Origin of the sequence: Teichococcus deserti, from assembly GCF_001982615.1 — a bacterium.
Taxonomy (GTDB): Bacteria; Pseudomonadota; Alphaproteobacteria; order Acetobacterales; family Acetobacteraceae; genus Pseudoroseomonas; species Pseudoroseomonas deserti.
Genome location: NZ_MLCO01000188.1, coordinates 14166 through 37002 on the forward strand (window position 1 = coordinate 14166; position 22837 = coordinate 37002).

Below are 22837 nucleotides of genomic sequence, written 5' to 3' on the forward strand. Positions count from 1 at the left end.
CGCCGGAACACCGCCCATGCCCGTGCTGAACCGCATCGCCGCCTTCCACGACGAGATGACCGCCTGGCGCCAGGACTTCCACCGCCATCCGGAGCTGGCCTTCGAGGAGGTGCGCACCAGCGGCATCGTCGCCGAGAAACTGAAGAGCTTCGGCGTCGACGAGGTGGTGACCGGCATCGCCAGGACCGGCGTGGTCGGCGTGATCCGCGGCAGCGCGCCGGGTGGCGCCATCGGGCTCCGCGCCGACATGGACGCCCTGCCGATCCTGGAGGAGAGCGGCGTCGCCTACAGCTCGACCATCCCGGGCAAGATGCATGCCTGCGGCCATGACGGCCATACCTCGATGCTGCTGGGCGCCGCCAAGTACCTGGCCGAGACCCGCAACTTCGCCGGCACCGTCTATGTCTTCTTCCAGCCGGCCGAGGAATCCGGCGGCGGCGCCGAGGTGATGGTGAAGGAAGGCCTGTTCGACCGCTTCCCCGTCGACCGCGTCTTCGGCATCCACAACTGGCCGTCGCTGCCGGCCGGCGAATTCGCCTGGCGCGTCGGGCCGCTGATGGCCGCGGTCGCCGATATCGACATCACGGTGACCGGCAAGGGCGCGCATGGCGCCATGCCGCACCAGGGCAACGACCCGGTGGTGATCGCGGCGCAGATCGTCACCGCCTTCCAGTCGATCGTGGCGCGCAACATCGAGCCGGTCGAGGCCGGCGTGGTCACCATCGGCAGCATCACCGGCGGCCATGCCTTCAACGTCATCCCCGAGAGCGTCCGCCTGCACGGCACCGCCCGCTGGTTCAAGCCGGAGATCGGCGACGTCCTGGAGAGCAAGGTGACCGAGCTTGCCACCGGCATCGCCGCCGCCTATGGCGCGAAGGCGGACGTCAAGTTCACCCGCATGTATCCGGCGACGATCAACGAGGAGGCGTCCACCAGGCTCGCCATCCGCGCCGCCGGCAGCGTCTCGGGCGAGGCCAAGGTGGCCGAGCTGCCGAAACCCACCATGGGCGGCGAGGACTTCGCCTTCATGCTGAACGAGCGCCCGGGCGCCTATCTGTTCCTGGGCGGCGGCAGGTCGGCCGGCGACCCGCAGGTGCACCACCCGAAGTATGACTTCAACGACTCCATCCTGCCGGTCGGCGCCAGCTTCTTCGCGACGCTGGCCGAGCAGCTGCTGCCGAAGTAGGGCACGCCGCCGGATGTGCGGGCGCTACTTCCGGCAGCGGGAGATCGTGGACCTCGGGGCCTATTTCGAGGTCCACACCCCGCTGCCGAATGACGCGGCGCCGTCCTGGAACGTGGCGCCGACGCAGCATGCGCCGGTGCTGCGGCGCAACCCGCAGAGCGGCGCGCGGCATCTCGACATCCTGCGCTGGGGGCTGGTGCCGCGCTGGGCCAAGGATGCCTCCGGCGCGGCCAGGCTGATGAACGCCCGCGCCGAGGGCATCGCCGAGAAGCCCTCCTTCCGCGAGGCTTTCGCGAAGCGCCGCTGCCTGGTGCCTGCCGACGGCTTCTACGAATGGCGGCAGGAAGGCAAGGCGAAGCAGCCCTATGCGGTGGCGCTGCGCTCGGGGGCGCCGATGGCGCTGGCGGGGCTGTGGGAAGGCTGGCAGCAGCCGGACGGTTCCTGGCTGAAGACCTTCTCCATCGTCACCACCGAGGCCAATGCCAAGCAGGCGCTGGTGCATCACCGCATGCCGGTGATCCTGGCGCGCCAGGACTGGCCGCTCTGGCTCGGCGAGGCGGAGGGCGATCCGCAGGCTCTGCTGCGGCCGAGCCCGGCCGGGGACCTCGCCTGCTGGCCAGTTGGCGCGCGTGTCGGAAAATTCACCGAGAACGATGCCGGGCTGATCGCCCGCGACACGGCGGCGCGGCCGCCGCCCGAGCTCGACGATCCCTCGCCCTACGCGCCACCCTGACGGCAGGGCGCCCGGCTGCTAGGCTGGCCGTCCCGCCGGGAAAGGAGATGCCGTGCGCAGCGACGACGCCAAGGTCACCCGCCTCAAGGTGCAGGACGAGGATTTCCTCGTCGCCTCGATGATCGAGCGCTGCCCGAGGACGATGATGATCCGCGAGCTGCTGCAGAACGCGCTGGAGGCGGCGGCGACCGCGCCCGCCGGCCAGCGGCGGGTCGAGTTCTCGGCGCTGCCGGTGGAGGGCGCGCGCAAGCTGGCGATCTGGAACAGCGGCCGCGGCCTGACCGGGCCGGAGCTGTTCGCCATGTGCGACATCGCCGCCTCGATCCGCAAGGAGACCGGGCTCGACCGCAATTTCGGCATGGGGGCGAAGGTGGCGGCGCTGCCCTCCAACCCGCGGGGCCTGCGCTACCGCTCGGCGCATCAAGGGGCCGTGCAGGAGGTGGTGATCGGCAGGTTCGGCGGCGTCTATGGCCGGCTGCGCCGCCCCGGGCCGGACGGGTCGCCCACCGAGGTCATCCCGGCGACAGAGGCGGCGCGCGCCGAAGGCCGCGACCCGGTTCCCGACTGGACCGAGGCGGTGCTGCTCGGCCAGGCACCGGCGCAGGACACCACGGCCGATCCCTATCTGGGCCAGCCCCGCGTCTCGCCGCGCTGGCTGCCGCACACCATCACCCACCGCTTCTTCCGCTTCCCCGACGGAATCGAAGTCGTGCTGCAGCCGGGCGTGGCCGGCAACAAGGCGCCGGTCGCGCTGCAGAGCCTGGCGGCGCGGCTGGCCGCCCTGACCCAGGAGGCGGGCGCCGGCTACGAGGCGGTGCGGCTGCCGGACGGCACGGTGCTGCACTACGCCTTCGACCCCGAGGCCAGCCTGGCCGAGGCGCGCAAGAGCCTGGGCGCGGTGGTGCATCGCGACGAGATCTACGGCCTGCTCTGGGCCGCCGCCTGGCGGCGCGAGGCGCCGAGCTTCGGCATCCCCTTCCTGTCGCGCCACGTCACCCTGCTGGTCGAGCTGCCGGAGACCTATCCGGTGCAGCCCGAGGCTTACCGCGAATTCCTGCGCTATCGCGGCGGCAGCCAGGCGCAGGTGAAGCTGCTCGACTTCGCCGGGCTGCTGGCGAAGCACCTGCCGCGCTGGCTGTCGAAGAAGCTGGCCGAGGCGCAGCCCGAGGCGCTCTATGCCGAGGAAGCCCGGCAGACCATGCAGGAGCTGCTGGAACGGCTAGAGGTGGCGAGGATGCGGCCGCGCGGGCAACCGGTCGTGGCTGCCGCCGCCCCGGCCGCGCCGGCGTCGAAGCCGTCCGCTCCGTCAGCGACGCCGGCCGCGGCGCGCGCGGCGACCGAGGCCGCCTCGCCGCCAGGTCCGCCGCCAGGGCCGGCCTTCGAGGTGCCGCCGGCGCTGGTGCTGCTGCGCGATGCGCAGGAGATCGCCGATCGCGATCTGACCGAGCGGGCCGCCGCTTACTACGCCGAGACGCACCAGCTGCATGTGAACCTGGCCTATCCGGCCGTGGCGCTGCTGGCGGAGCGTCTTCGCGCCCTGGCGCCGCCGGAGGCCGAGCCCGAGGTCGTGGCCGAGGCCGCCCAGCTGGTGGCCGAGCGGGCGATGGTGCTGCGGCTGGTGCGCGCCCTGGCCCACGGGCTGGCGAAGCGCGGCCAGAAGGCCTGGCGCGACGCCCAGGTGAAGCATGTGCTGTCGCCGGAGGGGCTGACGCTGGCCGCCGACGACAACGAGACGGGCTGGCTGGATTCCGAGCAGGCGATGCGCACCGCCTTGCTGATGGCGCCTGCCAACTGACAAAAATAGAAGGGGGCTCGGGGGAATACTGTCCCCCGGCCTTGCTTACTCTATCCTGAGCCCGGTCTTCTCGACGACACCTTTGAACCTGGCGAATTCCTCCGCCAGGAAGGCCTTGGTGGTGTCCGGCGTGCTGTCGTCGCGGGGATCGGTGCCGCTGGTGGAGAGGCGCTCGCGCACGGCGGCCTCGCGCAGCGCCCCGTTGGCGGCGCGGTTGAGGAGGGCAACGACCTCGGCCGGCGTGTCCTTGGGCGCGACCAGCGCGGTCCAGGTGGAGAGCTCGTATTCCTTGACCCCGGCCTCGGCGAGGGTCGGGACGTTGGGGAAGCTGCGGTCGCGGGTGGTGGTGGTGACGGCCAGGAGCGTCAGCTGGCCATCGCGGATCTGGCCGACGATCGAGGCGATCTGGTCGACGGCGAAGAGCACCTCCTGCTTCAGCAGCGCCTCCGCCACGGAGCTGCCGCCGCGATAGGGGATGTGGTTGGCCGGCGCGTCGGCCAGCTTGCTGAACAGCGCCGAGGCCAGATGCGAGACGCCACCGACGCCGGAGCTGGCATAGCCGTGCTTGCCGCCATCGGCCCGCAGCCTCTGCACGAGCTCGGGGATCGACTTGATGCCGGAGGCGGCCGGGACCACCAGGCCGAGGGCGCTGGTGCCGACGATGGCGATCGGGGAAAAGTCCTCGGCCGGGTTGTAGCGGGCGACGGCAGGCTGCGCGGCGGGCGCCACCGCCAGGGTCGAGGCGGAGCCGACCAGCAGCGTGTAGCCGTCCGGCCGCGCCCGGCGGACATATTCGGCGCCCAGCGCCGAGCCGGCGCCGGGCTTGTTCTCCACCACCACGCGGCCCTGCGGGCCCATCAGCGGACCCATGCGGTCGGCCAGCACGCGGCCGGCCAGATCCGTGGCGCCGGCCGGGGCGAAGGGCACGACGATGGTGATGGTGCGGTCGGGAAATTCGGCAGCGCGGCCGGGCTTCGCCAGCAGCAGAGCGGGTGCGGCGAGCCAGGCGCGGCGGGACACGGGATGTCGCAACAGGGGATTGCGCATGGGGACTTCCTCCACTGGTTCTTTTTCTGCGCGCCAGTTTCGAAGGCGGAACGCCACCGAGTCAACCGGGAGTCGACGGGATTGTCGACAATCCCGTCGGCGTTTACGGTGGCGGTGACCGATCCCGGAGACTCCGATGCCGCAGGCCATGCGCGCCGAGGCGCCTGCCCCGCTTCCCGCCGCCATCGCCGCGGCGCTGGAGGAGGACATCGTCTTCGGCCGGCTGCATCCGCGCGAGCGGCTGATCGAGGAGGAGCTGGCCGAGCGCTTCGCCGCCAGCCGGCACAACGTGCGGGCGGCGCTGGCGGTGCTGGAGGGGATGGGGCTGATCGAGCGCATCCCCCACCGCGGCGCGCTGGTGAAGGCCTATAGCCTGGCCGAGGTCGAGCAGCTCTGCGCGCTGCGCGACCTGCTGGAGACCCAGGCCGCGCAGCAGATGCCGCTGCCCCTGCCGGAGGCGGAGCTGGCCGTGCTGCGCGGGCTGCAGGCGGGGCATGACGCGGCGGTCGCGGCGGGCGATGCCCGGGCGGCGTTCCGGGCGAACCTCGCCTTCCATCGCGGCTTCTTCGCCCGCTGCGGCAATGCGTTTCTCGCCGAGGCGATCGAGCGGCTGGCGCAGCGGGCGCATGCCATCCGCTTCGCCGCCTTCCCTGATCCCGCGGCCCTGGCCCGGTCGCGGGAGGAGCACCATGCGATGCTGGCGGCGCTGGCCTCGGGCGACCGCGCCGGGCTGACGCGGCTCTGCGGCAACCACCTGGCGCCGTCCCGCCAGGCCTATCTGCGCGCCCAGTCTGCTTTCCTGTCCGCCTGACCTGCCCCTGAGGAACAACGTCCATGAGCGATGAGAAGAAAGAAGCCGTCGGCCTGACCCGCGGCCTGACCAATTACGGCGACATGGATTTCGCCCGCTACCTGCGGCTCAGCATGGCCAGCGCCATGGGCTACTCGCGGGAGCTGATGAAGAAGCCGGTGATCGGCATCGCCGCCACCTATTCGGAATTCAACAACTGCCACCGCTTGGTGCCGGAGCTGGTCACCGCGGTGAAGCGCGGCGTGCTGGCCGCCGGCGGGCTGCCGCTGGAATTTCCGACGATCTCGCTGGGCGAGGTCTTCCTGAATCCGACCAGCCTGTTCTTCCGCAACCTGATGGCCATGGACACCGAGGAGATGGTGCGCGGCCAGCCGATGGATGCGGTGGTCCTCGTCGGCGGCTGCGACAAGACGGTGCCGGCGCAGCTGATGGGCGCGGTCTCGGCCGACGTGCCGGCGATCCAGGTGGTGACGGGGCCGATGATGACCGGCCGGTGGCGCGGCGAGCGGCTCGGCGCCTGCACCGATTGCCGCCGCTTCTGGGCCAAGTTCCGCGCCGGCGAGATCGACCAGGACACCATCGAGGAGGTGGAGGAGAACCTGGCCACCACCGCCGGCACCTGCGCGGTGATGGGCACGGCCAGCACCATGGCGTCGCTGACCGAGGCGCTGGGGATGATGCTGCCCGGGACCGCCGCGATCCCCGCCGTGCATGCCGACCGGATCCGCGCGGCGGAGGCCTCGGGCAAGGCCGCGATGATGCTGGCGGCCAGGAAGATCAGGCCCAGCCAGATCATCACCGAGAAATCGGTGGAGAATGCGCTGCGGGTGCTGCTGGCGATCGGCGGCTCGACCAATGCCATCATCCACCTGACCGCCATCGCCGGGCGGGCCGGCATCAAGATCGACCTGAACCGGCTCAACGAGCTCTCCGACACCACGCCCGTGCTGGTCGACCTGAAGCCCACCGGCCCCTTCTACATGGAGGACCTGCATGTGGCGGGCGGCATCGGCGCGGTGCTGCGCGAGCTGAAGCCGCTGCTGCATCTGGACGCGCTGACCGTCACCGGCCAGACCTTGGGCGAGCGCCTCGACCAGCCGGCCGGCTTCGTCGACCGCACGGTGGTCCGCAGCCGGGAGGAGCCGCTGCAGCCGCAGGGCGGGCTGGTGGCGCTGTTCGGCAGCCTGGCGCCGCGCGGCGCCATCCTGAAGCGCGCCGCGGCCGATCCGACGCTGTTCGAGAAGGAGGCGCGGGCGGTGGTCTTCACCTCGCTCGAGGATCTGTCGAACCGCATCGACAGCCCGGATCTGGACGTCACCGCCGACGATGTCCTGGTGCTGCAGAATGCCGGGCCGCTGTCGCCGTCGGGCATGCCGGAGGCGGGCTACCTGCCGATCCCGTCGAAGCTGGCGCGGGCCGGGGTGAAGGACATGGTGCGGATTTCCGATGCGCGCATGTCGGGCACCGCCTATGGCACCATCGTGCTGCATGTGACGCCGGACGCGGCCTCGGGCGGGCCGCTGGCGCTGGTGCGCAACGGCGACCGCATCCGCCTGTCGGTCAAGGAGCGCCGCATCGACCTGCTGGTCGACGAGGCCGAGCTGCAGCGCCGCCGCGACGCCCAGCCCGCGACGGCCGCCGAGCCGCCGCGCGGCTATGCAAGGCTGTATCGCCGCGAGGTGCTGCAGGCGGACGAGGGCTGCGACCTCGACTTCCTGCTGGCCAAGCCGAACAAGCCGTGATCTGAGCCCGTGGTTCACGCCTGTCCGTAAGGCCGCGTCGGGCGATCACAGACTAGGCCGCGATCGTCCGGTTCCGCCCCTGGCGCTTGGCCTCGTAGAGGGCGGCGTCGGCGGCGGCCAGCAGCTGCTCCGGCCCCGGCGGCGCGGCGGTCGCCTCCTCCTCCGGGGCATCGGCGGCGGCGGCCAGTTGCGCTGCCGGCAGCAGCGCCGCGATGCCGATGCTGGCGGTGACATGGCCCAGCGGGTGGCGGGCATGCGGGATGGCCAGCGCCGCGATGGCCTTGCGCACCCGCTCGGCGACGCGGGCGGCGCCGGCGGCCTCGGCGCCCGGCAGGATGACGGCGAATTCCTCGCCCCCATAGCGCGCCGCCAGATCGTCCTTGTCGCGGATGCAGCGGCGGATGGCGCCGGCGACCGCGCGCAGCGCGGCATCGCCGCCCTGGTGGCCATACTGGTCGTTGAACAGCTTGAAGTGGTCGATGTCGAGCAGCAGCACGGCCAGCGGCGCGCCGCGCTCCACCGCCTGCTGCCAGGCGCGCGCCAGCGCCTCGTCCAGGTGGCGGCGATTGGCCAGGCCGGTCAGCCCGTCGGTGATGGCCAGGGCCGAGAGCTGCTCCTCCATGACACGGCGGGCGGTGACATCGCGCGAGACGATGACGAAGCCGGCGCCCTCCCCGGTCTCCCGCACCCGCTGCAGCGTGGTCTCGATCCAGGCGGTGGCGCCGTCCTCGCGCGCGACGCGGAAGGCGACCTGGCCCTGGCAGCCGGGATGGTCGGCCTCCGCCAGGGCGAGCTGCAGCGCCGGGCGATCCTCCTCCAGCGCCACCTCGCCGATCGGGCGGCCGAGCAGCGCCTCGGGCGGCGCGCCCAGCAGCCGCTGCGACGCCGGCGAGACATAGCGGAAGCGCCCGTCCAGCCCGAGCCGCGCCACCATGTCCGAGGCATGCTCGGCCAGCAGGCGGAAATGCGCCTCGCTGGCCAGGCGGGCCTGCTCGGCGGCGCGGCGCCGCAGCACCTGGCGCATCAGGTGCAGCCCCAGCGTCAGCGAGCCCAGCAGCAGCGCCGCCACCACCGCCAGCCGGGCCCAGGCGCGCTGCGTCCAGGGCGCCAGCGCCTCGTGCAGCTCGCGCGCCGCGCCGACGCCGACGCCGTAGCGCGGGCTGATGTGATAGGCGCCGACCCGCCGCCGGCCGTCGATCGGCGAGACATAGTCGGTGCGGCCGGTCGGCCCGCCCTTGCCGGCCTCGTCCAGCGCGGTGAAGTCGAAGCGGCGGCCGAAGGCGCTTTCCATCGAGGGGAAGCGGCCGAGCAGCAGCCCGTCGGCGCGGATCAGCGCGATCGAGCCCAGCCGGCCGAGGTCGAAGCCGCCCAGCCGCCCTTCCAGCGCGCCGAGGTCGAGGGCGGCGACCACCAGCCCGGCCAGCCTTCCATCGGCATCCTCGAAGCGGCGCGACAGCGGGATGACCCAGCCATCGCCGTCGGGCGCGCGCTGCGGCGCGCCGACCTGCAGCTTCCAGCCGGGGCGGGTCAGGTGCTGCTCGATCTCGGAGCCGGGGGCGAGGAAGATCGGCGCCTCCGGCCGCACCGCGCCGTTGCGGGCGGCGAGGCCGGCCAGCGGCCTGCCCCCGGCATCCTGCAGCGCCAGGCTGCGCAGCAGCGGCTGGGTCTCCAGCTGGCTCCAGAGATGGCCCTGGGCCTGGTCCAGCGCCGCCTTGTCCGACTGCATGGCCTGGGCGAAGCCGACCAGCGCGACATCGGCCATGGCGACGTTGCTCTCGGTCTCCTGCGCGACCGAGCGGGCCAGGTTGGCCATGCCCTCCTGGATCGAGACGATCTCGTGCCGGCGGCTGGCGGCATAGTTCCAGGCCTCCTCGGCCACCACCGCGAGGCCGAGGACGAACATCAGCAGCAGGGCCTGCCAGCGCAGGGCGGGAGGGTTCATCGCGGGGGCCGCAGCAAATGGCGCCGCAGGGTCGTCCGGGCGCGCTTAAGCAAGCGATAAAAGCCCCCGCGGATCGAAGCCGCCTTCCCGCCCGCCGCCGCCGGCGCTAGGCTGCCGCCACCGATCACCCCGCGCCTGAGGAGGGCCGCATGACATCATACGGCCAGCACACCCCGCGCGGGCCCTTCCCCGCCCCATGGCAGGCTATCGTCATGGGGCAGGCCAGCGGACCGGGCTGACCCAGCCCCGCTTCCTGCCCTTCGGGGCCGCGTCCTTCGTTCCGACGGGATGCGGCGACGGCTGACCTTCCGGTTCGGCCGCTGATCGGACTGAAACAAGATGATCCTTCAAGCCCAGGGGCTGGCGCTGGCGCCGCTCTTCGACGGGTTGAGCCTTTCGCTGGCCGCCGGCGACCGGCTGGGGCTGGTCGCCATCAACGGCGCCGGCAAGTCCTCCCTGCTGCGCTGCCTGGCCGGGCAGCAGGCGCCGACCGCCGGACGGCTGACGCTGGCCCGCGGCGCCACGGCGCTGCTGGTGCCGCAGGAGCTGCCTGAGATCCTGGCCGGGCTGACCCTGGCCGAGGCGCTGCGCCGCGCCATCCCGCCCGCCGAGCGCGCCGCCGGCGCCTGGCGCGCCGAGGCCATGCTGGAGGAGCTCGAGGCGCCCGCGGCGCTGCGCGAGACGGTGCTGGGCCAGCTCAGCGGCGGCTGGCAGCGGCTGGCGCTGCTGGGGCGCGGCTTCCTGGCCGACCCGGCGCTGCTGCTGCTGGACGAGCCGACCAACCATCTGGACCTGGCGCGGATCGACCTGCTGGCGCGCTGGGCCACCGCCCCCGGCGCGCCGGCCCTGGTCGTCGCCAGCCATGACCGCTTCTTCCTCCATGAATGCTGTCCGCGGACCCTCTTCCTGCGGCCGGCCGATTCCTTCCTGGCCCCGGCGCCCTATGGCCGCGCCGTCGGGCTGCTGGCCGAACGCGAGGAGGCCCAGGCCGGCCGGGCGGCGCGCGCCGCCGGCGAGGCCGACCGCCTGCGCCGCTCCGCCGCCGAGCTGAAGAATGTCGGCGTCAACCGGCGCAGCGACGCGGCGCTGCGGAAATCGGCGCAGCTCGGCAGGCGGGCCGCGGCCGTCGAGGCCTCGGCGCCGCCGCCCGCCGCGGCGCCGCGGGCCGGGACGATCCGCCTGGCCGCCGGCGCGCTGCATGCCAGGCGGCTGCTGACCGTCGAGGACCAGTGGGTCGCCGCCCCCGACGGAAGGCGCCTGTTCCGCAGCGGGACGCTGGCCATCGGCGCCGGCGAGCGGCTGGTGCTGCTCGGCGCCAATGGCAGCGGCAAGTCGAGCTTCCTGCGGCTGCTGCGCCAGGCCATCGCCACCCCGCTGCCCGGCATCACGGCGAGCGCGGCTCTGCGCCCGGGCTATCTGGACCAGGCGCTGGCGCATCTGCCGCCAGGCAGCAGTGCCGAGCGGCTGATCGCCGGCCTGACGACGGGGGGCGACGCCGCGGCGCGGCGCCTGCTGGCCGGCGCCGGCATTCCCGTCCCGGACCAGAAGCGGGAACTGAAGACAATGTCGCCGGGGCAGCGGGCGCGGCTGGGGCTGCTGGCGCTGCGGCTGCAGCAGCCGAACTTCTTCATCCTGGACGAGCCGACCAACCACCTGGACATCCCCGGCCGCGAGGCGCTGGAGGAGGCGGTGCTGGAGGCATCGGTGCAGCAGGCCGGGGCCGCCTGCCTGATGGTCTCGCATGACCGGCACTGCATCGCGCGCCTCGGCACCCGCTTCCTGCGCATCGAGGCAGGCCGCCTTCGCGAGGTCGCCGGCCCGGACTGACGGTCCCGGCTGACGGCCCAGATTGACGGGCCCGACTGACGGGCCCGACTGAAGGGCCCAACTGGCGAAGGTCACTGCGGGCTGGACAGCTTCATCAGCACCAGCCCGCCGACGATCAGGATCGCCGCCAGCACCCGCAGCGGCGTCAGCGCCTCGCCCAGGAACAGCACGCCGACGGTGAAGGCGCCGACCGCGCCGATGCCGGTCCAGATGGTGTAGGCGGTGCCCAGCGGCAGCACCCGCATCGACCAGGAGAGCAGGCCGAAGCTGACCAGCATGGCGGCGAAGGTGATGACGGTGGGCCACAGCCGGGTGAAGCCCTCGGACTGCTTCATGCTGAAGGCCCAGACGACCTCGAACAACCCGGCGACGATCAACAGAAACCAGGCCATGGCGGCCTCCTTGCAGAAGAACCGCCGGGCCGTCCCGGACTTCGACCCTGATGGGGGGAGGACGTGGCCTCGCCCCTCCCTCTCAGCATGCGGGGGGTTCAGGGGTCAAGCCGCGTCCCCCGTTGCCTTTCGCGGGGCGCCTGTCAGGAATACCGCGGAGAAACGGCGAGGCGCGGATCATGAGCGAGAGCGTGGCACCCAACCTGATCGCGGCGGTGGACGAGGCGCGGCAATGGGACCGGCTGATGCAGATGGCGAAGCTCGGCGCCATCCCCGGCGACGGCGTCAACCGCCCCTGCCTGTCGCCGCTGGACCGCGAAGCGCGCCGGCTGCTGATCGGCTGGGCCGAAGCCCTGGGCCTGGCCGTCGCCACCGACGAGCTGGGCAACCTCTTCCTGCGGCATGAGGGCAGCGACCCCGAGGCCGCTCCGGTGCTGACCGGCAGCCACATGGACAGCCAGCCCAATGGCGGCCGCTTCGACGGCATCTGGGGCGTGCTGGCGGGGCTGGAGGCGGTGCAGGCGATCCGCGAGGCCGGCCTCGCCACCCGCCGCCCGATCGAGGTCGTCGCCTGGACCAACGAGGAAGGCGGCCGCTACGCCCCTGGCTGCATGGGCAGCATGGCCTGGTCCGGCTTCGCGAAACCGGACAGCTGGGATGCGGTGGTCGATCCTGACGGCATCCCCTTCCGCGCGGCGCTGGACGAACACCTGGCGGCCGAGGCCGACCTGCCGCGCCGGCCGCTCGGCGCCTATCGCCCGCATGCCTATGTCGAGGCGCATATCGAGCAGGGGCCGCGCCTCGAATCCGGCGGGCTCGACATCGGCGTGGTCACCGGCATCCAGGGCAGCCGCTGGTTCCTGGTCGAGATCGAGGGCAAGACCGACCATGCCGGCACCACCCCCCTGTCGCAGCGGCAGGACGCCGTGCAGGACATGGTCCGCGCCATCACTGCGCTGAACCGGCTGATGCAGGACCCGGCCGACGTGCTGCGCTTCACCGTGGGCAAGGTCGAGGTGTTTCCCAATTCCTCGAACACGGTGGCCGACCGCGCCCGCTTCACCATCGATTTCCGCCACCCGGACAAGGATGTGCTGCTGGCCCGCGGCGCCGCCATCCCCGGCGTCATCCAGGCGGCGCTGACCTCCTGCCGCGCCACCGTGACCGAGCGCTTCTTCGCCCTGCCCGTGGAGTTCCAGCCGGAGGTGCCCGGCGCCGTCGAGCGGGCGGCGCTGGCCCAGGGGCTGAAGCCGCTGCGCATGCCCTCGGGCGCCTTCCACGACGCGCAGTTCCTGGTGCCGCTCTGCCCCAGCGGCATGATCTTCGTCCCCTGCCGCGACGGGGTCAGCCACCACCCGTCAGAATATTCGACGCCGGAGCAGCTGGCCAAGGGAACGCGGGTGCTGGCGGCGGCACTGCTCGAGCTGGCGGCCTGAAAAAGGGGCCTCGCGGCCCCTTCCCGTCACCAGCGCCGCGGCGGCCCGCAGTCGAGATGGACGAAACCCTCGCGGCGGTAGAGGCCGACACCGCCCACCTGCATCTGCGCCGCCGTCCGCGCCACGCCATAGGGGTCGCGCCCGGGCAGGCGGAAATCGGCCGCCATGCCCGACATGTGCAGCGACACGGTGGAGGCGCCGCCGCGCCGCCGCACGTTGCGGGCATTGTGCTCTGGCGTGCGGTAGCCGCTGGAGATGACGAAGGCCTCGGTGGTCTCGAGCCGCGTCGCCACCGCGCTCAGCACGTCGAACAGCCGCGGGTCCATCGGCGTCACCTCGGAGGCCGAGAGATCGCGGAACACCAGGTCCAGCTTGTGCAGCGCCTCGCGGTCGTAGCGGCCGTCGCGGAAATAGACGCCGTCGAAGCTGTCCTCGGTGTAGCTGCGCTCCACCTTGATGCTGCGCACCGGCGGCAGGGTGACGGCGCGCGCCGATCCCGGCACGGCGGCGCAGGCCAGCAGGCCGAGGCCCGCCGCGATCACCTCCCGCCGCCCGGCCATGGCCGGGTCGCAGCAGGGGCAGTCGCCAGCGGTGTGGCGGGGAGCGGCGAAGCGTCGGAACAGCATCACTCGATCGTCGTACCCGGTGTGGCGAGGGGGGCCGCCTGGGCGCGGGCCGAGGTGCCCTCGGCGCGCACGGGCGTGGGGTTGGCGGCCGGCGTCGCGGCGCGGGCCGGCTGCGGCGTGCGGGCGGCGTCGGGGCGGGACGTGCTGCGCGCCACCGGCGTGTTGCCGCTGGCGGGCGCGGCGGGCGCCATCGCCGGCACCGGGCGGCGCTGGTCGAGCAGGCGCTGATAGGCCGCGTCCAGCCCGTAGATGTCCTGGTGGATACGGACCCTGCCCTGCTCCACCACGACGGAACTATAGGCCAGCCGCACCGGGATGGTGCGCGGCAGGCCGACGAAGCTGGTCTGCCGGCTGTCCAGCGCGCGCTGTGCCCGCGCCCGGTCCCAGCCGGGGACGCCGTCCAGCACCAGCTCCAGCAGCTCCATCGGCTGGCTCAGCCGGATGCAGCCGGAGGACAGCGCGCGGTCGGCGCGGCCGAAGAGATGCCGGTCCGGCGTGTCGTGCAGATAGATGTCGTCGCCATTCGGCATGACGAATTTCAGCCGCCCCAGCGCGCTGACGTCGCTGGCATCCTGCCGGACGTAGTAAGGAAAATTGCGGGCGTTCAGGCTGGACCAGTCGATGGTGGTCGGATCGACCTCCACCCGCTCGCCGCCGACGGTGGTGAACAGGCGAAAGCCCTTCTCCATCATGGCGCGCGGGTCGCGGCGGAACTTCGGCAGCAGGTCCTCGCGCGCATTGCGCTCGGGCACGCCCCAAGGCGGGTTGAACTGCACCGCCGTCATGCGCACGGCCAGCGGCGGGGTGGCGCGGGCCTGCTTGCCCACCACCACCGCCATGCTCATGGTCTGGCGGCTGCCTTCCATCACCCGCAGGCGGAATTCGGGGATATTGACCTCGATGCGGCGGCCCGGGGCCGGGGCGCCCTGGCCGCGGCGCAGGTCCATCGCCACGCGGATCTGGCCCAGCCAGGCCTCGGCCGGGCGGTTCAGCAGGCGCTGGGTGGCCGGCCCGACGCGGCCATCCGACTCCAGCGCGTTCGCCATCTGCCAGCGGCGCACCGCGGCCTCCAGCGGCGCGTCGTAGAGCGGCGCCTGCGCCATCTCCGGCGCCGCGGCGATGGCGGCGGCGAGCTCCCGGTCGTCGGCGGCGATGCGGCCGCGCAGCGCGGGGATGCGGAGGGCATCCTCCATGCCGGGGTCCAGCGTGCCGACGCCGGCGGGAATGCTGGGCCAGCCGCCGGCTTCGACGCGGGCGCGGGCGGCCTGCAGCGCCAGGCGCAGCGCCGGCATGTCGGCCGGCAGCAGGGCGGCGCGCTCGATCACCTCGGCCGGCTCGGCGCTGCCATAGAGGGCGGCCTGCCACTGCGCGACCGGCTGGGCGGTCAGGTCGCGGCGGATGTCGGGACGGCCTGCCACCTCCTGCACCCGGCCCTGCAGCAGGTCGGTCATCGCCGCCATCGCCGAGGCGTAGAGCGCGGCGACATAGCCGTTCGGATCGGAAGCGGCCCGGGCATCCTCGGGGATATCGTAGTAGCGCGGCGTCAGCCCGTCCGCATCCAGCGCCCGCAGCCGGGCGGCCAGCCGCAGCAGCGCCTCCCAGTTCGGCTGGGCGGTCGTCGCCGGCACCGGCGCCGCGGCCAGGGCCCGCGAGCTCAGAGCTGGCAGGCCCAGCGCCGGCAGGCCAAGGGCGATCACCAAAGCGGACAGGTCTCTGCGGCGCATGACGCCTCCATAACAGGGGGCCGTCCGCCCCCGCCAGTCTTGATACACCGTTGTTACGCGCCGGTGGACAGGCTTGAAAGGGTTAACGTTGCCTTTCTGAGGCGGCCAACGGAGGCTTGACGAGAGGCTCATGCTGCGGCGCACAAAAAAGCCCGGCCGGCGGAACCGGCCGGGCTGACGCCTACGGGTCCTTCCGGCCACCCTTCAGCACGGCGAAGGGATTGGGGCGGGCCGGCGCCTCCGCTTCGGGCGCCTCCTCATCCTCCTCGAGATCGGCCTCCGGCAGCACGGCGCCGGGGGCGCGCGGATACGGATCGAGCGCCAGCGAGAGCTGCTCGGCCAGCGGCTCGCCCAGCTCGATGCTGCCGCGCTCGGTCTCGATCTCGTCCGGACCCTCCGGATCGTCGGCCGGCAGGCGCCCGGGCGGCAGGATGCGCAGGTCGACCGCCTCCTCCACCGCCTGCTCCACCGGCTCCAGCGTGACCACGCAGCTCTGCACCACATGCGCCAACAGCCGGCCGCGGCAGCGGATGGTGCCGCCGCGCTCATGCTCCAGCTGCAGCTCGACGGCGAAGTCGTGGATCGCCGGGATGTCGAAGCGCCGGGCCAGGGCCGCGCATTCGGCGGCCGTCGCGGTCCAGGCCTGGCGGCGCCCCTCGGGGCCGATGGCGCCCCAGGGCAGGGTGCGGGAGAATTCCAGGACCGGATCAGGGGTCGTCATGACGAAGCGTCCTCGGGGGCGGCAAAGCGGGCCTCGCCAGCCAGGAATTGGGGCATCCCCTGCTGCGCCAGCAGGGCATCCGTGGAAAAGGCCAGCGCCGCCAGGGCGACCGGCTCGGCCGCCCCCTCCGGCAGCGCGCCGCGCCAGACGTTGCGGGCCAGGGCATCGGCCAGCGCCGCGCGGTCGCCCGCCGCGAGCGGCGCCTCATAGGCCTGGGCGCGGCCGTGGAACGCCTCCCACATGGTCTTCACCCGGCGGGCGATGGACATGTCGCCCACCCCCATCTCCCGCAGGTTGAAATCCATGTCGGCGAACATGGCGTCGAACACCGCCTGCGCCAGGGCCGCGCCGCGCGCATCCGGGTCGCGGTGCAGCCGGCGGATCAGCAGCGCCACATGCAGCCCGATCAGGTCGAAGCGCCCGTCGAGCGTGTCGGGCACGCCCAGCCGCGCGAAGAAGGCCGGGTGGCGGGCGGCGCGCACGGCGGCGCCATAAAGCTCGAAGCCCGTCCGTTCATGCGGCCGGCGGCGGAACAGGCCGAACAAGGCCATGGTCGGAACGGCTCCCCAATGGCGGCGCATGCAGGCGCCGGTTGACCCCGGTGCGGGGCGGTGGCAATCGGGCATGCAGATGGACTGCATCCCCGCGCCGGTCAATCCGACGGCGCGCGGGGCCTGGCCAAGAGGAATCAGGGCGCCCGTGACCAGCGACACCAACCGAGCCAAGCTGAACCGCCGGCCGACGCGCAGCCGCGCCCGGGCGGCGCTGCTCGCCCTCGCCCTGGCGCTGCCCGCCGCCGGCTGCTCGGTCTTCGAGGCGCCGCCGGTGCAGCGCGGCAACAAGGCCGATGCCGACCTGCTCGCCCAGCTCTCGCCCGGCGTGCAGACCCAGGCCGACGTGCAGGCGCTGCTGGGCCCGCCCAGCGCCACCGGCACCTTCGACCGCAACCACTGGTACTATATCAGCTCGACCACCCGCCTGCGCCCCGGCAGCCACGGCGCGGTCGAGAACCAGCGCGTCGTGGTCATGACCTTCGACGACGGCGGCACCCTGCGCCAGGTGCGCGAGCTCGGCGAGGGCGACATGCGGACCGATGTCGGCATGGTCGACCGCACCACGCCGGTGCCGGGCACCGAGCGCACCGTGCTGCAGGCCCTGTTCGGCAATATCGGCCGCGTCGGCGCCGGCGGGCTCACCGCCCAGGATGCCGGTCCGGGCGGCGGTCCGGGGCGGTAAAGGCCAGGGAATGAATTCCCCTGGACCCCTTCTTTTTCCTGTCTGAATGCCGTGCCCAGGTAAGGACTGCACCCGAGCCAGCCCAGCCCCAGCGCGACCTTCCAGGGCGCGCTGTTTTCATATCAGAAGTGGCTCCAGCCACCCGGCCCGGCCGGTCGCTCGACACCCGCCGCGTCCACCACCACGACCGCCGGCTCGCCCGCGGCGAAGCGGCCGATGCGGGTGACCGCGACACCAGCCTCGAGGGCGCGCGCCTCGATGGCGGACCCGGCCTCCGGCGGCGCGGCGAACAGCAGCTCGTAATCGTCGCCGCCGGTGATCAGCTTCTGCCGGAGCGACACATCCGCCGCGACCAGCGCCGTGGCAGGGGCCGACAGCGGCACGGCCGCAGCCTCGATCCGCGCGGTGCAACCGCTAGCGCGGCAGAGATGGCCGAGGTCCTGCAGCAACCCGTCCGACACGTCCATCGCGGCGCGCGCCAGCCCGACCAGGCCGAGGCCCAGCGCCAGGCGCGGCTGCGGCAGCCGGTAGCGGTCGGCGAGATAGGCGTCCATCGGCAGCCGCCCCTGCAGCACGGCCAGGCCCAGATAGCCGTCGCCGATGCTGCCCGAGACCCAGATCTCGTCGCCCGGCCGGGCACCACCGCGCGTCAGCGCGGTGCCGGGGGCGACATGGCCCAGGATGGTCAGCGACAGGTGGATGGGGCCGGGCGTCGAGACGGTGTCGCCGCCCAGCACGCCGAGGCCGAATTCCTGCTGGTCCAGCGCCAGGCCGGCGGCGAAGGCTGCAATCCAGGCGTCGGGGGTGCCGCGCGGCAGGCCGACGGTCAGGAGATAGGCAAGCGGGGTGGCGCCCATGGCGGCCAGGTCGGACAGGTTGCTGCGCAGCAGCTTGCGCCCGATGGTCTCGGCCGGGTCGTCCAGCAGGAAATGCACGCCCGCGACCATGGCGTCGGCCGCGAGGACCAGCTCACGCCCTGGGGGCGGCGTCAGCACCGCGGCGTCGTCAGTCAGCCCGAGGGAGCCTGGGGCGGCGAGTGGCGCGAAATGTCGTGCGATGAGGGAGAATTCGGCAGGAAGCGTCATGGCCATCGCTTCCTTGCCCTTTCTGACAGAAAAAAGAAGGGGGTCTGGGGGAATTCATTCCCCCAGCCTTGCTTTACTTCTGGAACTCCGGCGCCCGCAGCGACCGCGCCATGGCGTCGAGCACGCCGTTGGCGAAGCGCGGCTCTTCCCCGGAGAAGAAGCCGTGGGCGATGTCCATGTATTCGTTGATGACGACGCGGGCCGGCGGCTCGCTGCCGGCGGACAGCTCATAAGCCGCAGCCCGCAGCAGCGCGCGCAGCACCGGGTCGAGCCGCGCCACCGTCCATTCGCCCTGCAGGTGGCCCTGCAGGATGGCGTCCAGGCTGTCGCCCTGGGTGGCCACGCCGCGGACGACCTTGGTGAAGAGCGGCACGTCGGCCTGGGGGACGCGGCCATCCTCGAAGCCGCCGGCATCGGGGCCGATGCGGTAGCGGATGAACTGGTCCAGCACGGTCTCGGCGGCCTCGCCGTTGATGTCGGACTGGAACAGCGCCTGGATGGCGGCGACGCGCGACCCGGTGCGCGGCCGGCCGGCCATGTTCTGCTTGGGGGCGGGCTTCTTCGGCGCGCCCTTCGGAGTGTCGCTCATGCCAGGCCCCAGCGGCGCGCGAGGATGATCTGCTGCAGCACGGCCTGCACCGCCTCGCCGCCCTTGTTGTGGTGGTCGTCGGCGCTGCGCGCCTCGGCCTGGGCCAGGTTCTCGACGGTCAGCAGGCCGAAGCCCAGCGGCACGCCGGTCTCGCTGCTGATGTCCATGACGCCCTGGCAGACGGCGTCGCAGATGAACTGGTAGTGGTCGGTCTCGCCCTTCACCACGCAGCCGAGAAGGAGAAAACCGTCCCAGGTGATGGTGCCGGCCTCGGCCGAGCGGCGGATCGCCATGCGCAGGGCGGCCGGCAGCTCATAGGCGCCGGCGACGTCGACGACGTCCATGCTGGCGCCGATCTGGGTCAGGATCTTCTCGGCGCCGCGGCGCATGCCGCCCACGACCGCCTCGTAATAGGGGGCCTGGATCAGCAGGATGCGCGGCGGGCGGCCGGGGATGGTGGGGATCGCGCGTTCCGGCGCGTCGGCGGTGCTCATGCGGCGCCTTCCTCGATGGGGCGGGTCTCGGCCACGGTCAGCCCGTAGCCTTCCAGCCCGACAATGGCCTTGGGGTGGTTGGTCAGCAGCAGCATCTCGCGCACGCCGAGATCGGCCAGGATCTGCGCGCCGATGCCGTAGTCGCGCAGCTCCGCGCCCGGGCCGCGGGCCCGGCTGGCGCGCAGCCGCTCGGAGAGCGAGGTGGCCTTGACGTCGCGGATCAGCACGACGACGCCGCGGCCGAGGTCGTTGATCGCGTTCATGGCGCGGTGCAGCTCGCTGGAGCCGCTGGTGCCGACGATGTCGGTGAACAGGTTCACCGCATGCATGCGCACCGGCACGGGGCCGGGGCGGGCCAGGTCGCCCTTCACCAGCGCGACATGCTCGCCGTATTCGAGGGTGTTGGCATAGACGACGACGCGCCATTCGCCGCCCGGCAGGTCGCCCAGGCGCGAATCCTCGACGCGCTTGACCAGCCGCTCGGTGCGGCGGCGGTGGCCGATCAGGTCGGCGATGGTGCCGAGCTTCAGGCCGTGATGCTGGGCGAAGGCGACCAGGTCCGGCATGCGGGCCATGGTGCCGTCGTCGTTCATGATCTCGCAGATCACGCCGGCGGGGTTCAGCCCGGCCAGGCGCGAGAAGTCGACGGCGGCCTCGGTATGGCCGGCGCGGACCAGGGTGCCGCCCTCGCGCGCCACCAGCGGGAAGACATGGCCCGGGGTGACGATGTCGTCGCGGCGGCTTTCCGGGTTGATGGCGACGGCGACGGTGCGGGCGCGGTCGGCGGCGGAGATGCCGGTGGTCACCCCCTCCCGCGCCTCGATCGAGACGGTGAAGGCGGTCTGGTGCCGGGTGCCGTTGCTCTGCGCCATCAGTGGCAGGCCCAGCTGCTCGACACGCGGGCGGGCCATGGCCAGGCAGATCAGGCCGCGCGCGTGGCGGGCCATGAAGTTGATGGCGTCGGGCGTCGCGAACTGCGCCGGGATGACCAGGTCGCCCTCGTTCTCGCGGTCCTCGTCATCGACCAGGATGAACATGCGGCCGCGGCGGGCTTCTTCCAGCAGCTCCTCGGTGGGGCTGATGAAGTCGGCGAAGGAGGTCTGCTGCGTCTGGATGGTCATGCCTGGAACTCCCGCAGCCGGGCGACGTAGCGCGCCAGCATGTCGATCTCGATATTCACCCGGTGGCCGGGGGCCAGCGCGCCGAGGGTGGTCACCGCGGCGGTATGGGGGATCAGGTTGACGCCGAAATCCAGCCCTTCGACCTCGTTCACCGTCAGCGAGACGCCTTCGATGGTCACCGACCCCTTCTGCGCGACAAACCGCGCGAGCTCGGTCGGCAAGCGGAAGCGGCAGCGAAGCGAGCCGTTCTCGTGGGTGATCGACAGCACCTCCGCGACGCCGTCGACATGGCCGGAGACGACATGGCCGCCCATCTCGTCGCCCATCTTCAGCGCGCGCTCGAGGTTGATGGCGCTGCCCTGGCGCCACTGGTCGAGCGTGGTCTTGCTCAGCGTCTCGGCCGAGACCTCGACGGTGAAGCGGTTCTCCTCCAGCGTGACCACGGTCAGGCAGCAGCCGGAACAGGCGATGGAGGCGCCGATCTCGGCCCCGTGCAGCCAGCCCTGGGGGGTGGCCAGCGCCAGGCGCATGTCATGGCCCTCGCCGATCGGTTCGATCGCGGCGACGGTGCCGGTGGCGGTGATGATCCCGGTGAACATGTCAGGCAGCCTCGAATTCGCTGAGCAGGTCGGGGCCCGGCTGCGCCAGGCTGGTGCGGCGATATCTGGGCATGGCGGACAAAAGCTCCAGCGGCAAGGCGTCCAGCGCCGGCCGGCCGTCGCCGCCGATCACGGCGGGGGCGTGGAACCAGGCCAGCCGGTCGACCAGCCCTTCGCCGCGCAGCAGCGCGGCGGCCAGGCCCGCCCCGCCCTCGGCCAGGATCCGGGTCAGGCCGCGGGCGGCCAGCGCGCGCAGCAGGGCGCCGGCGTCGAGCCCCTGGCCAGAGGCGTCGGGCGCGACCTCGAAGACGGTGGCGCCGGCATCCTGCAGGGCGGCCAGGGCTTCCGGCGGATGGCCGGGGCGGGTCGCGATCCAGACCGGCCCCTGCCCTTCCCTGAGCATCCGGGCAGTGGCCGGCATGCGCAGCCGGGCATCGGCGACGACGCGCACCGTGGGGATGCGGGCGAAGCCGGGAATGCGGCAGGACAGCTCGGGATCGTCGGCCAGCACCGTGCCGCTGCCGACCAGCACCGCGTCATGCCGGCCGCGCAGCGCATGCGCCGCATGGCGGGCGGCAGGGCCGGTGATCCACTGGCTCTCGCCCGTCCGGGTGGCGATGCGGCCATCCAGCGTCGAGGCCAGCTTCAGCGTGACCAGCGGCAGGTTCCGTGTCGCCACCTTGACGAAGCCGGCATTGATCGCGCGCGCCTCGGCCTCCAGCAGGCCGACGGTGACCTCGATTCCGGCGGCGCGCAGCTTCTCGATGCCGCCGCCATCGACCCGGGGGTCGGGGTCGCGCATAGCCACCACCACCCGGGTCACCCCGGCGGCGATCAGCGCATCGGTGCAGGGCGGCGTGCGGCCCCAATGACAGCAGGGCTCGAGGGTGACATAGGCGGTGGCGCCGCGAGCGGCATGGCCGGCGCGCTTCAGCGCCTCGGTCTCGGCATGCGGGCGGCCGCCGGGGGCGGTCCAGCCGCGGCCGACCACGGCGCCGTCGCGGGTGATGACGCAGCCGACCGAAGGGTTCGGCCAGGTGTTGCCCAGGCCCCGCGCGGCCAGCGCCAGGGCGGCGCGCATCAGCGCCGCGTCCTGGAGCGGGTCGTGGGTTCCGGGCGCCGCCGTCATGCCGCGTCGAGGATCGGATGCGCCAGCAGCGGCTTGGCCAGCACGCTGTGCGGCAGGGTGACCTGCAGCACCGGCTCGGTGCGGCGGCCGGCGGCCTGCATGGCATAGCCGCGGCGGCGGAACAGGCCGAGCGCGCGCAGATGCCCGCTGGGCACGCGGACGCGCAGCGAGCCCGCCCCGGCGGCCGTCATCCGGGTCTCCAACTCCCGCAGCAGCGCAGAACCGACGCCCTGGCCGGCGGCGCCCGGGAAGACCCAGAGGCCGGTCAGGCGGGCGGCGTCGCCGGGTGCGGCGGGGGGCGGCTCGGCCAGGATGCAGCCCAGGGCGCGGCCGTCGCGCTCGGCCAGCAGCAGGGTGGCGCCCTGCCCTTCCGCCTCGGCGAAGAGGGCGGCGAAGCGGGCCGGGTCGGCGGCGCGGCGCAGCCCGGCCGGCAGCAGCGCGGCCGCGCCCTGGGCGAAGGCGGCGGCCGACAGCTCGGCCAGGGCCGGGCGGTCGGCGAAGCCCGCGACACGGATGACGAGACCGGCCTCGGCCCGGACCGAGGCGAGCGCCACGGCAGAAACCCCGGCGGAGAGCGCCGCCGGATGGGAAAGCTTGACCAC

General features: G+C 73.0%; 22 protein-coding genes. 8 read left to right on the forward strand and 14 right to left on the reverse strand.

The features are described from left to right. Positions 1–16: 16 nt before the first annotated feature. Genes BKE38_RS18440 through BKE38_RS18450 form a run of 3 tightly spaced genes read left to right on the forward strand, consistent with a single transcriptional unit; the run spans position 17 to position 3714 of the window. Positions 17–1186 carry a M20 aminoacylase family protein gene (locus BKE38_RS18440; RefSeq protein WP_076958735.1) on the forward strand — a complete coding sequence of 390 codons (1170 nt, stop codon included), beginning with the start codon at positions 17–19 and terminating at the stop codon, positions 1184–1186. A gap of 13 nt (positions 1187–1199) precedes the next feature. Further along, a complete protein-coding gene (locus tag BKE38_RS18445; protein ID WP_076958736.1) occupies positions 1200–1919 on the forward strand; it encodes an SOS response-associated peptidase in 720 nt (239 codons plus the stop codon). A 52-nt stretch (positions 1920–1971) separates the two neighbouring features. Continuing rightward, the gene (locus BKE38_RS18450; RefSeq protein ID WP_076958737.1) at positions 1972–3714 is read left to right on the forward strand and encodes an ATP-binding protein; all 1743 of its coding nucleotides are present in this window, start codon (positions 1972–1974) and stop codon (positions 3712–3714) included. A 45-nt stretch (positions 3715–3759) separates the two neighbouring features. On the opposite strand, the gene BKE38_RS18455 is transcribed toward BKE38_RS18450, so the two are convergent. Continuing rightward, positions 3760–4761: a Bug family tripartite tricarboxylate transporter substrate binding protein gene (locus BKE38_RS18455; RefSeq protein WP_076958738.1), complete on the reverse strand. Its 1002-nt coding sequence runs from the start codon at positions 4759–4761 to the stop codon at positions 3760–3762. A gap of 136 nt (positions 4762–4897) precedes the next feature. Here BKE38_RS18455 and BKE38_RS18460 point away from each other — a divergent pair, with 136 nt between their 5' ends. Beyond that, the gene (locus BKE38_RS18460; RefSeq protein WP_076958739.1) at positions 4898–5572 is read left to right on the forward strand and encodes a GntR family transcriptional regulator; all 675 of its coding nucleotides are present in this window, start codon (positions 4898–4900) and stop codon (positions 5570–5572) included. A gap of 23 nt (positions 5573–5595) precedes the next feature. Continuing rightward, positions 5596–7314, forward strand: a complete 1719-nt coding sequence (locus tag BKE38_RS18465; RefSeq protein ID WP_076958740.1) for an IlvD/Edd family dehydratase — start codon at positions 5596–5598, stop codon at positions 7312–7314. Positions 7315–7366: 52 nt separating this feature from the next. On the opposite strand, the gene BKE38_RS18470 is transcribed toward BKE38_RS18465, so the two are convergent. Then, entirely contained in the window at positions 7367–9256 is a 1890-nt protein-coding gene (locus BKE38_RS18470; protein WP_076958741.1) for a diguanylate cyclase domain-containing protein, read from the reverse strand. A gap of 339 nt (positions 9257–9595) precedes the next feature. Between BKE38_RS18470 and BKE38_RS18475 the strand changes: the two genes are divergently transcribed. Then, positions 9596–11083 (forward strand): ATP-binding cassette domain-containing protein, encoded by a 1488-nt coding sequence (locus BKE38_RS18475; protein ID WP_076958742.1) that lies wholly within the window; start codon positions 9596–9598, stop codon positions 11081–11083. Between the two features lie 71 nt (positions 11084–11154). Here the strand turns inward: BKE38_RS18475 and BKE38_RS18480 are convergent, their stop codons facing one another. Beyond that, positions 11155–11475 (reverse strand): DMT family transporter, encoded by a 321-nt coding sequence (locus BKE38_RS18480; protein WP_076958743.1) that lies wholly within the window; start codon positions 11473–11475, stop codon positions 11155–11157. Positions 11476–11654: 179 nt separating this feature from the next. Between BKE38_RS18480 and BKE38_RS18485 the strand changes: the two genes are divergently transcribed. Beyond that, a complete protein-coding gene (locus BKE38_RS18485; protein WP_076958744.1) occupies positions 11655–12911 on the forward strand; it encodes a M20 family metallo-hydrolase in 1257 nt (418 codons plus the stop codon). A 26-nt stretch (positions 12912–12937) separates the two neighbouring features. Here BKE38_RS18485 and BKE38_RS18490 read toward each other — a convergent pair whose 3' ends face one another. From BKE38_RS18490 to BKE38_RS18505, 4 genes are all read right to left on the reverse strand, one after another. Beyond that, entirely contained in the window at positions 12938–13537 is a 600-nt protein-coding gene (locus tag BKE38_RS18490; protein ID WP_076958745.1) for a YcbK family protein, read from the reverse strand. Beyond that, complete coding sequence (locus BKE38_RS18495; RefSeq protein WP_083747656.1) at positions 13537–15261, reverse strand: L,D-transpeptidase family protein; 1725 nt, start codon at positions 15259–15261, stop codon at positions 13537–13539. Before BKE38_RS18495 ends, BKE38_RS18490 begins: the two co-directional genes overlap by 1 nt. 181 nt (positions 15262–15442) lie before the next feature. Continuing rightward, positions 15443–15982, reverse strand: a complete 540-nt coding sequence (locus tag BKE38_RS18500; RefSeq protein WP_076958747.1) for a YceD family protein — start codon at positions 15980–15982, stop codon at positions 15443–15445. Then, on the reverse strand, positions 15979–16533 hold the full coding sequence (locus tag BKE38_RS18505) for a ubiquinol-cytochrome C chaperone family protein (RefSeq protein WP_076958748.1): 555 nt from the start codon (positions 16531–16533) through the stop codon (positions 15979–15981). Before BKE38_RS18505 ends, BKE38_RS18500 begins: the two co-directional genes overlap by 4 nt. 148 nt (positions 16534–16681) lie before the next feature. Here BKE38_RS18505 and BKE38_RS18510 point away from each other — a divergent pair, with 148 nt between their 5' ends. Continuing rightward, positions 16682–17218: an outer membrane protein assembly factor BamE gene (locus tag BKE38_RS18510; protein WP_242662464.1), complete on the forward strand. Its 537-nt coding sequence runs from the start codon at positions 16682–16684 to the stop codon at positions 17216–17218. Positions 17219–17340: 122 nt separating this feature from the next. On the opposite strand, the gene thiL is transcribed toward BKE38_RS18510, so the two are convergent. The 7 genes from thiL to BKE38_RS18545 form a co-directional block, all read right to left on the reverse strand. Next, a complete protein-coding gene (gene thiL, locus BKE38_RS18515) occupies positions 17341–18303 on the reverse strand; it encodes a thiamine-phosphate kinase (RefSeq protein ID WP_083747659.1) in 963 nt (320 codons plus the stop codon). Positions 18304–18376: 73 nt separating this feature from the next. Further along, the gene (nusB, locus tag BKE38_RS18520; RefSeq protein WP_076958750.1) at positions 18377–18892 is read right to left on the reverse strand and encodes a transcription antitermination factor NusB; all 516 of its coding nucleotides are present in this window, start codon (positions 18890–18892) and stop codon (positions 18377–18379) included. Continuing rightward, a complete protein-coding gene (ribH, locus tag BKE38_RS18525; RefSeq protein WP_076958751.1) occupies positions 18889–19386 on the reverse strand; it encodes a 6,7-dimethyl-8-ribityllumazine synthase in 498 nt (165 codons plus the stop codon). The genes nusB and ribH overlap by 4 nt, the downstream gene beginning before the upstream one ends. Next, positions 19383–20507 (reverse strand): 3,4-dihydroxy-2-butanone-4-phosphate synthase, encoded by a 1125-nt coding sequence (gene ribB, locus BKE38_RS18530; RefSeq protein ID WP_076958752.1) that lies wholly within the window; start codon positions 20505–20507, stop codon positions 19383–19385. Before ribB ends, ribH begins: the two co-directional genes overlap by 4 nt. Further along, the gene (locus tag BKE38_RS18535) at positions 20504–21106 is read right to left on the reverse strand and encodes a riboflavin synthase (RefSeq protein ID WP_076958753.1); all 603 of its coding nucleotides are present in this window, start codon (positions 21104–21106) and stop codon (positions 20504–20506) included. Before BKE38_RS18535 ends, ribB begins: the two co-directional genes overlap by 4 nt. A gap of 1 nt (position 21107) precedes the next feature. Further along, positions 21108–22235 (reverse strand): bifunctional diaminohydroxyphosphoribosylaminopyrimidine deaminase/5-amino-6-(5-phosphoribosylamino)uracil reductase RibD, encoded by a 1128-nt coding sequence (gene ribD / locus BKE38_RS18540; protein ID WP_076958754.1) that lies wholly within the window; start codon positions 22233–22235, stop codon positions 21108–21110. Beyond that, positions 22232–22837, reverse strand: a complete 606-nt coding sequence (locus tag BKE38_RS18545; RefSeq protein ID WP_076958755.1) for a GNAT family N-acetyltransferase — start codon at positions 22835–22837, stop codon at positions 22232–22234. The genes ribD and BKE38_RS18545 overlap by 4 nt, the downstream gene beginning before the upstream one ends.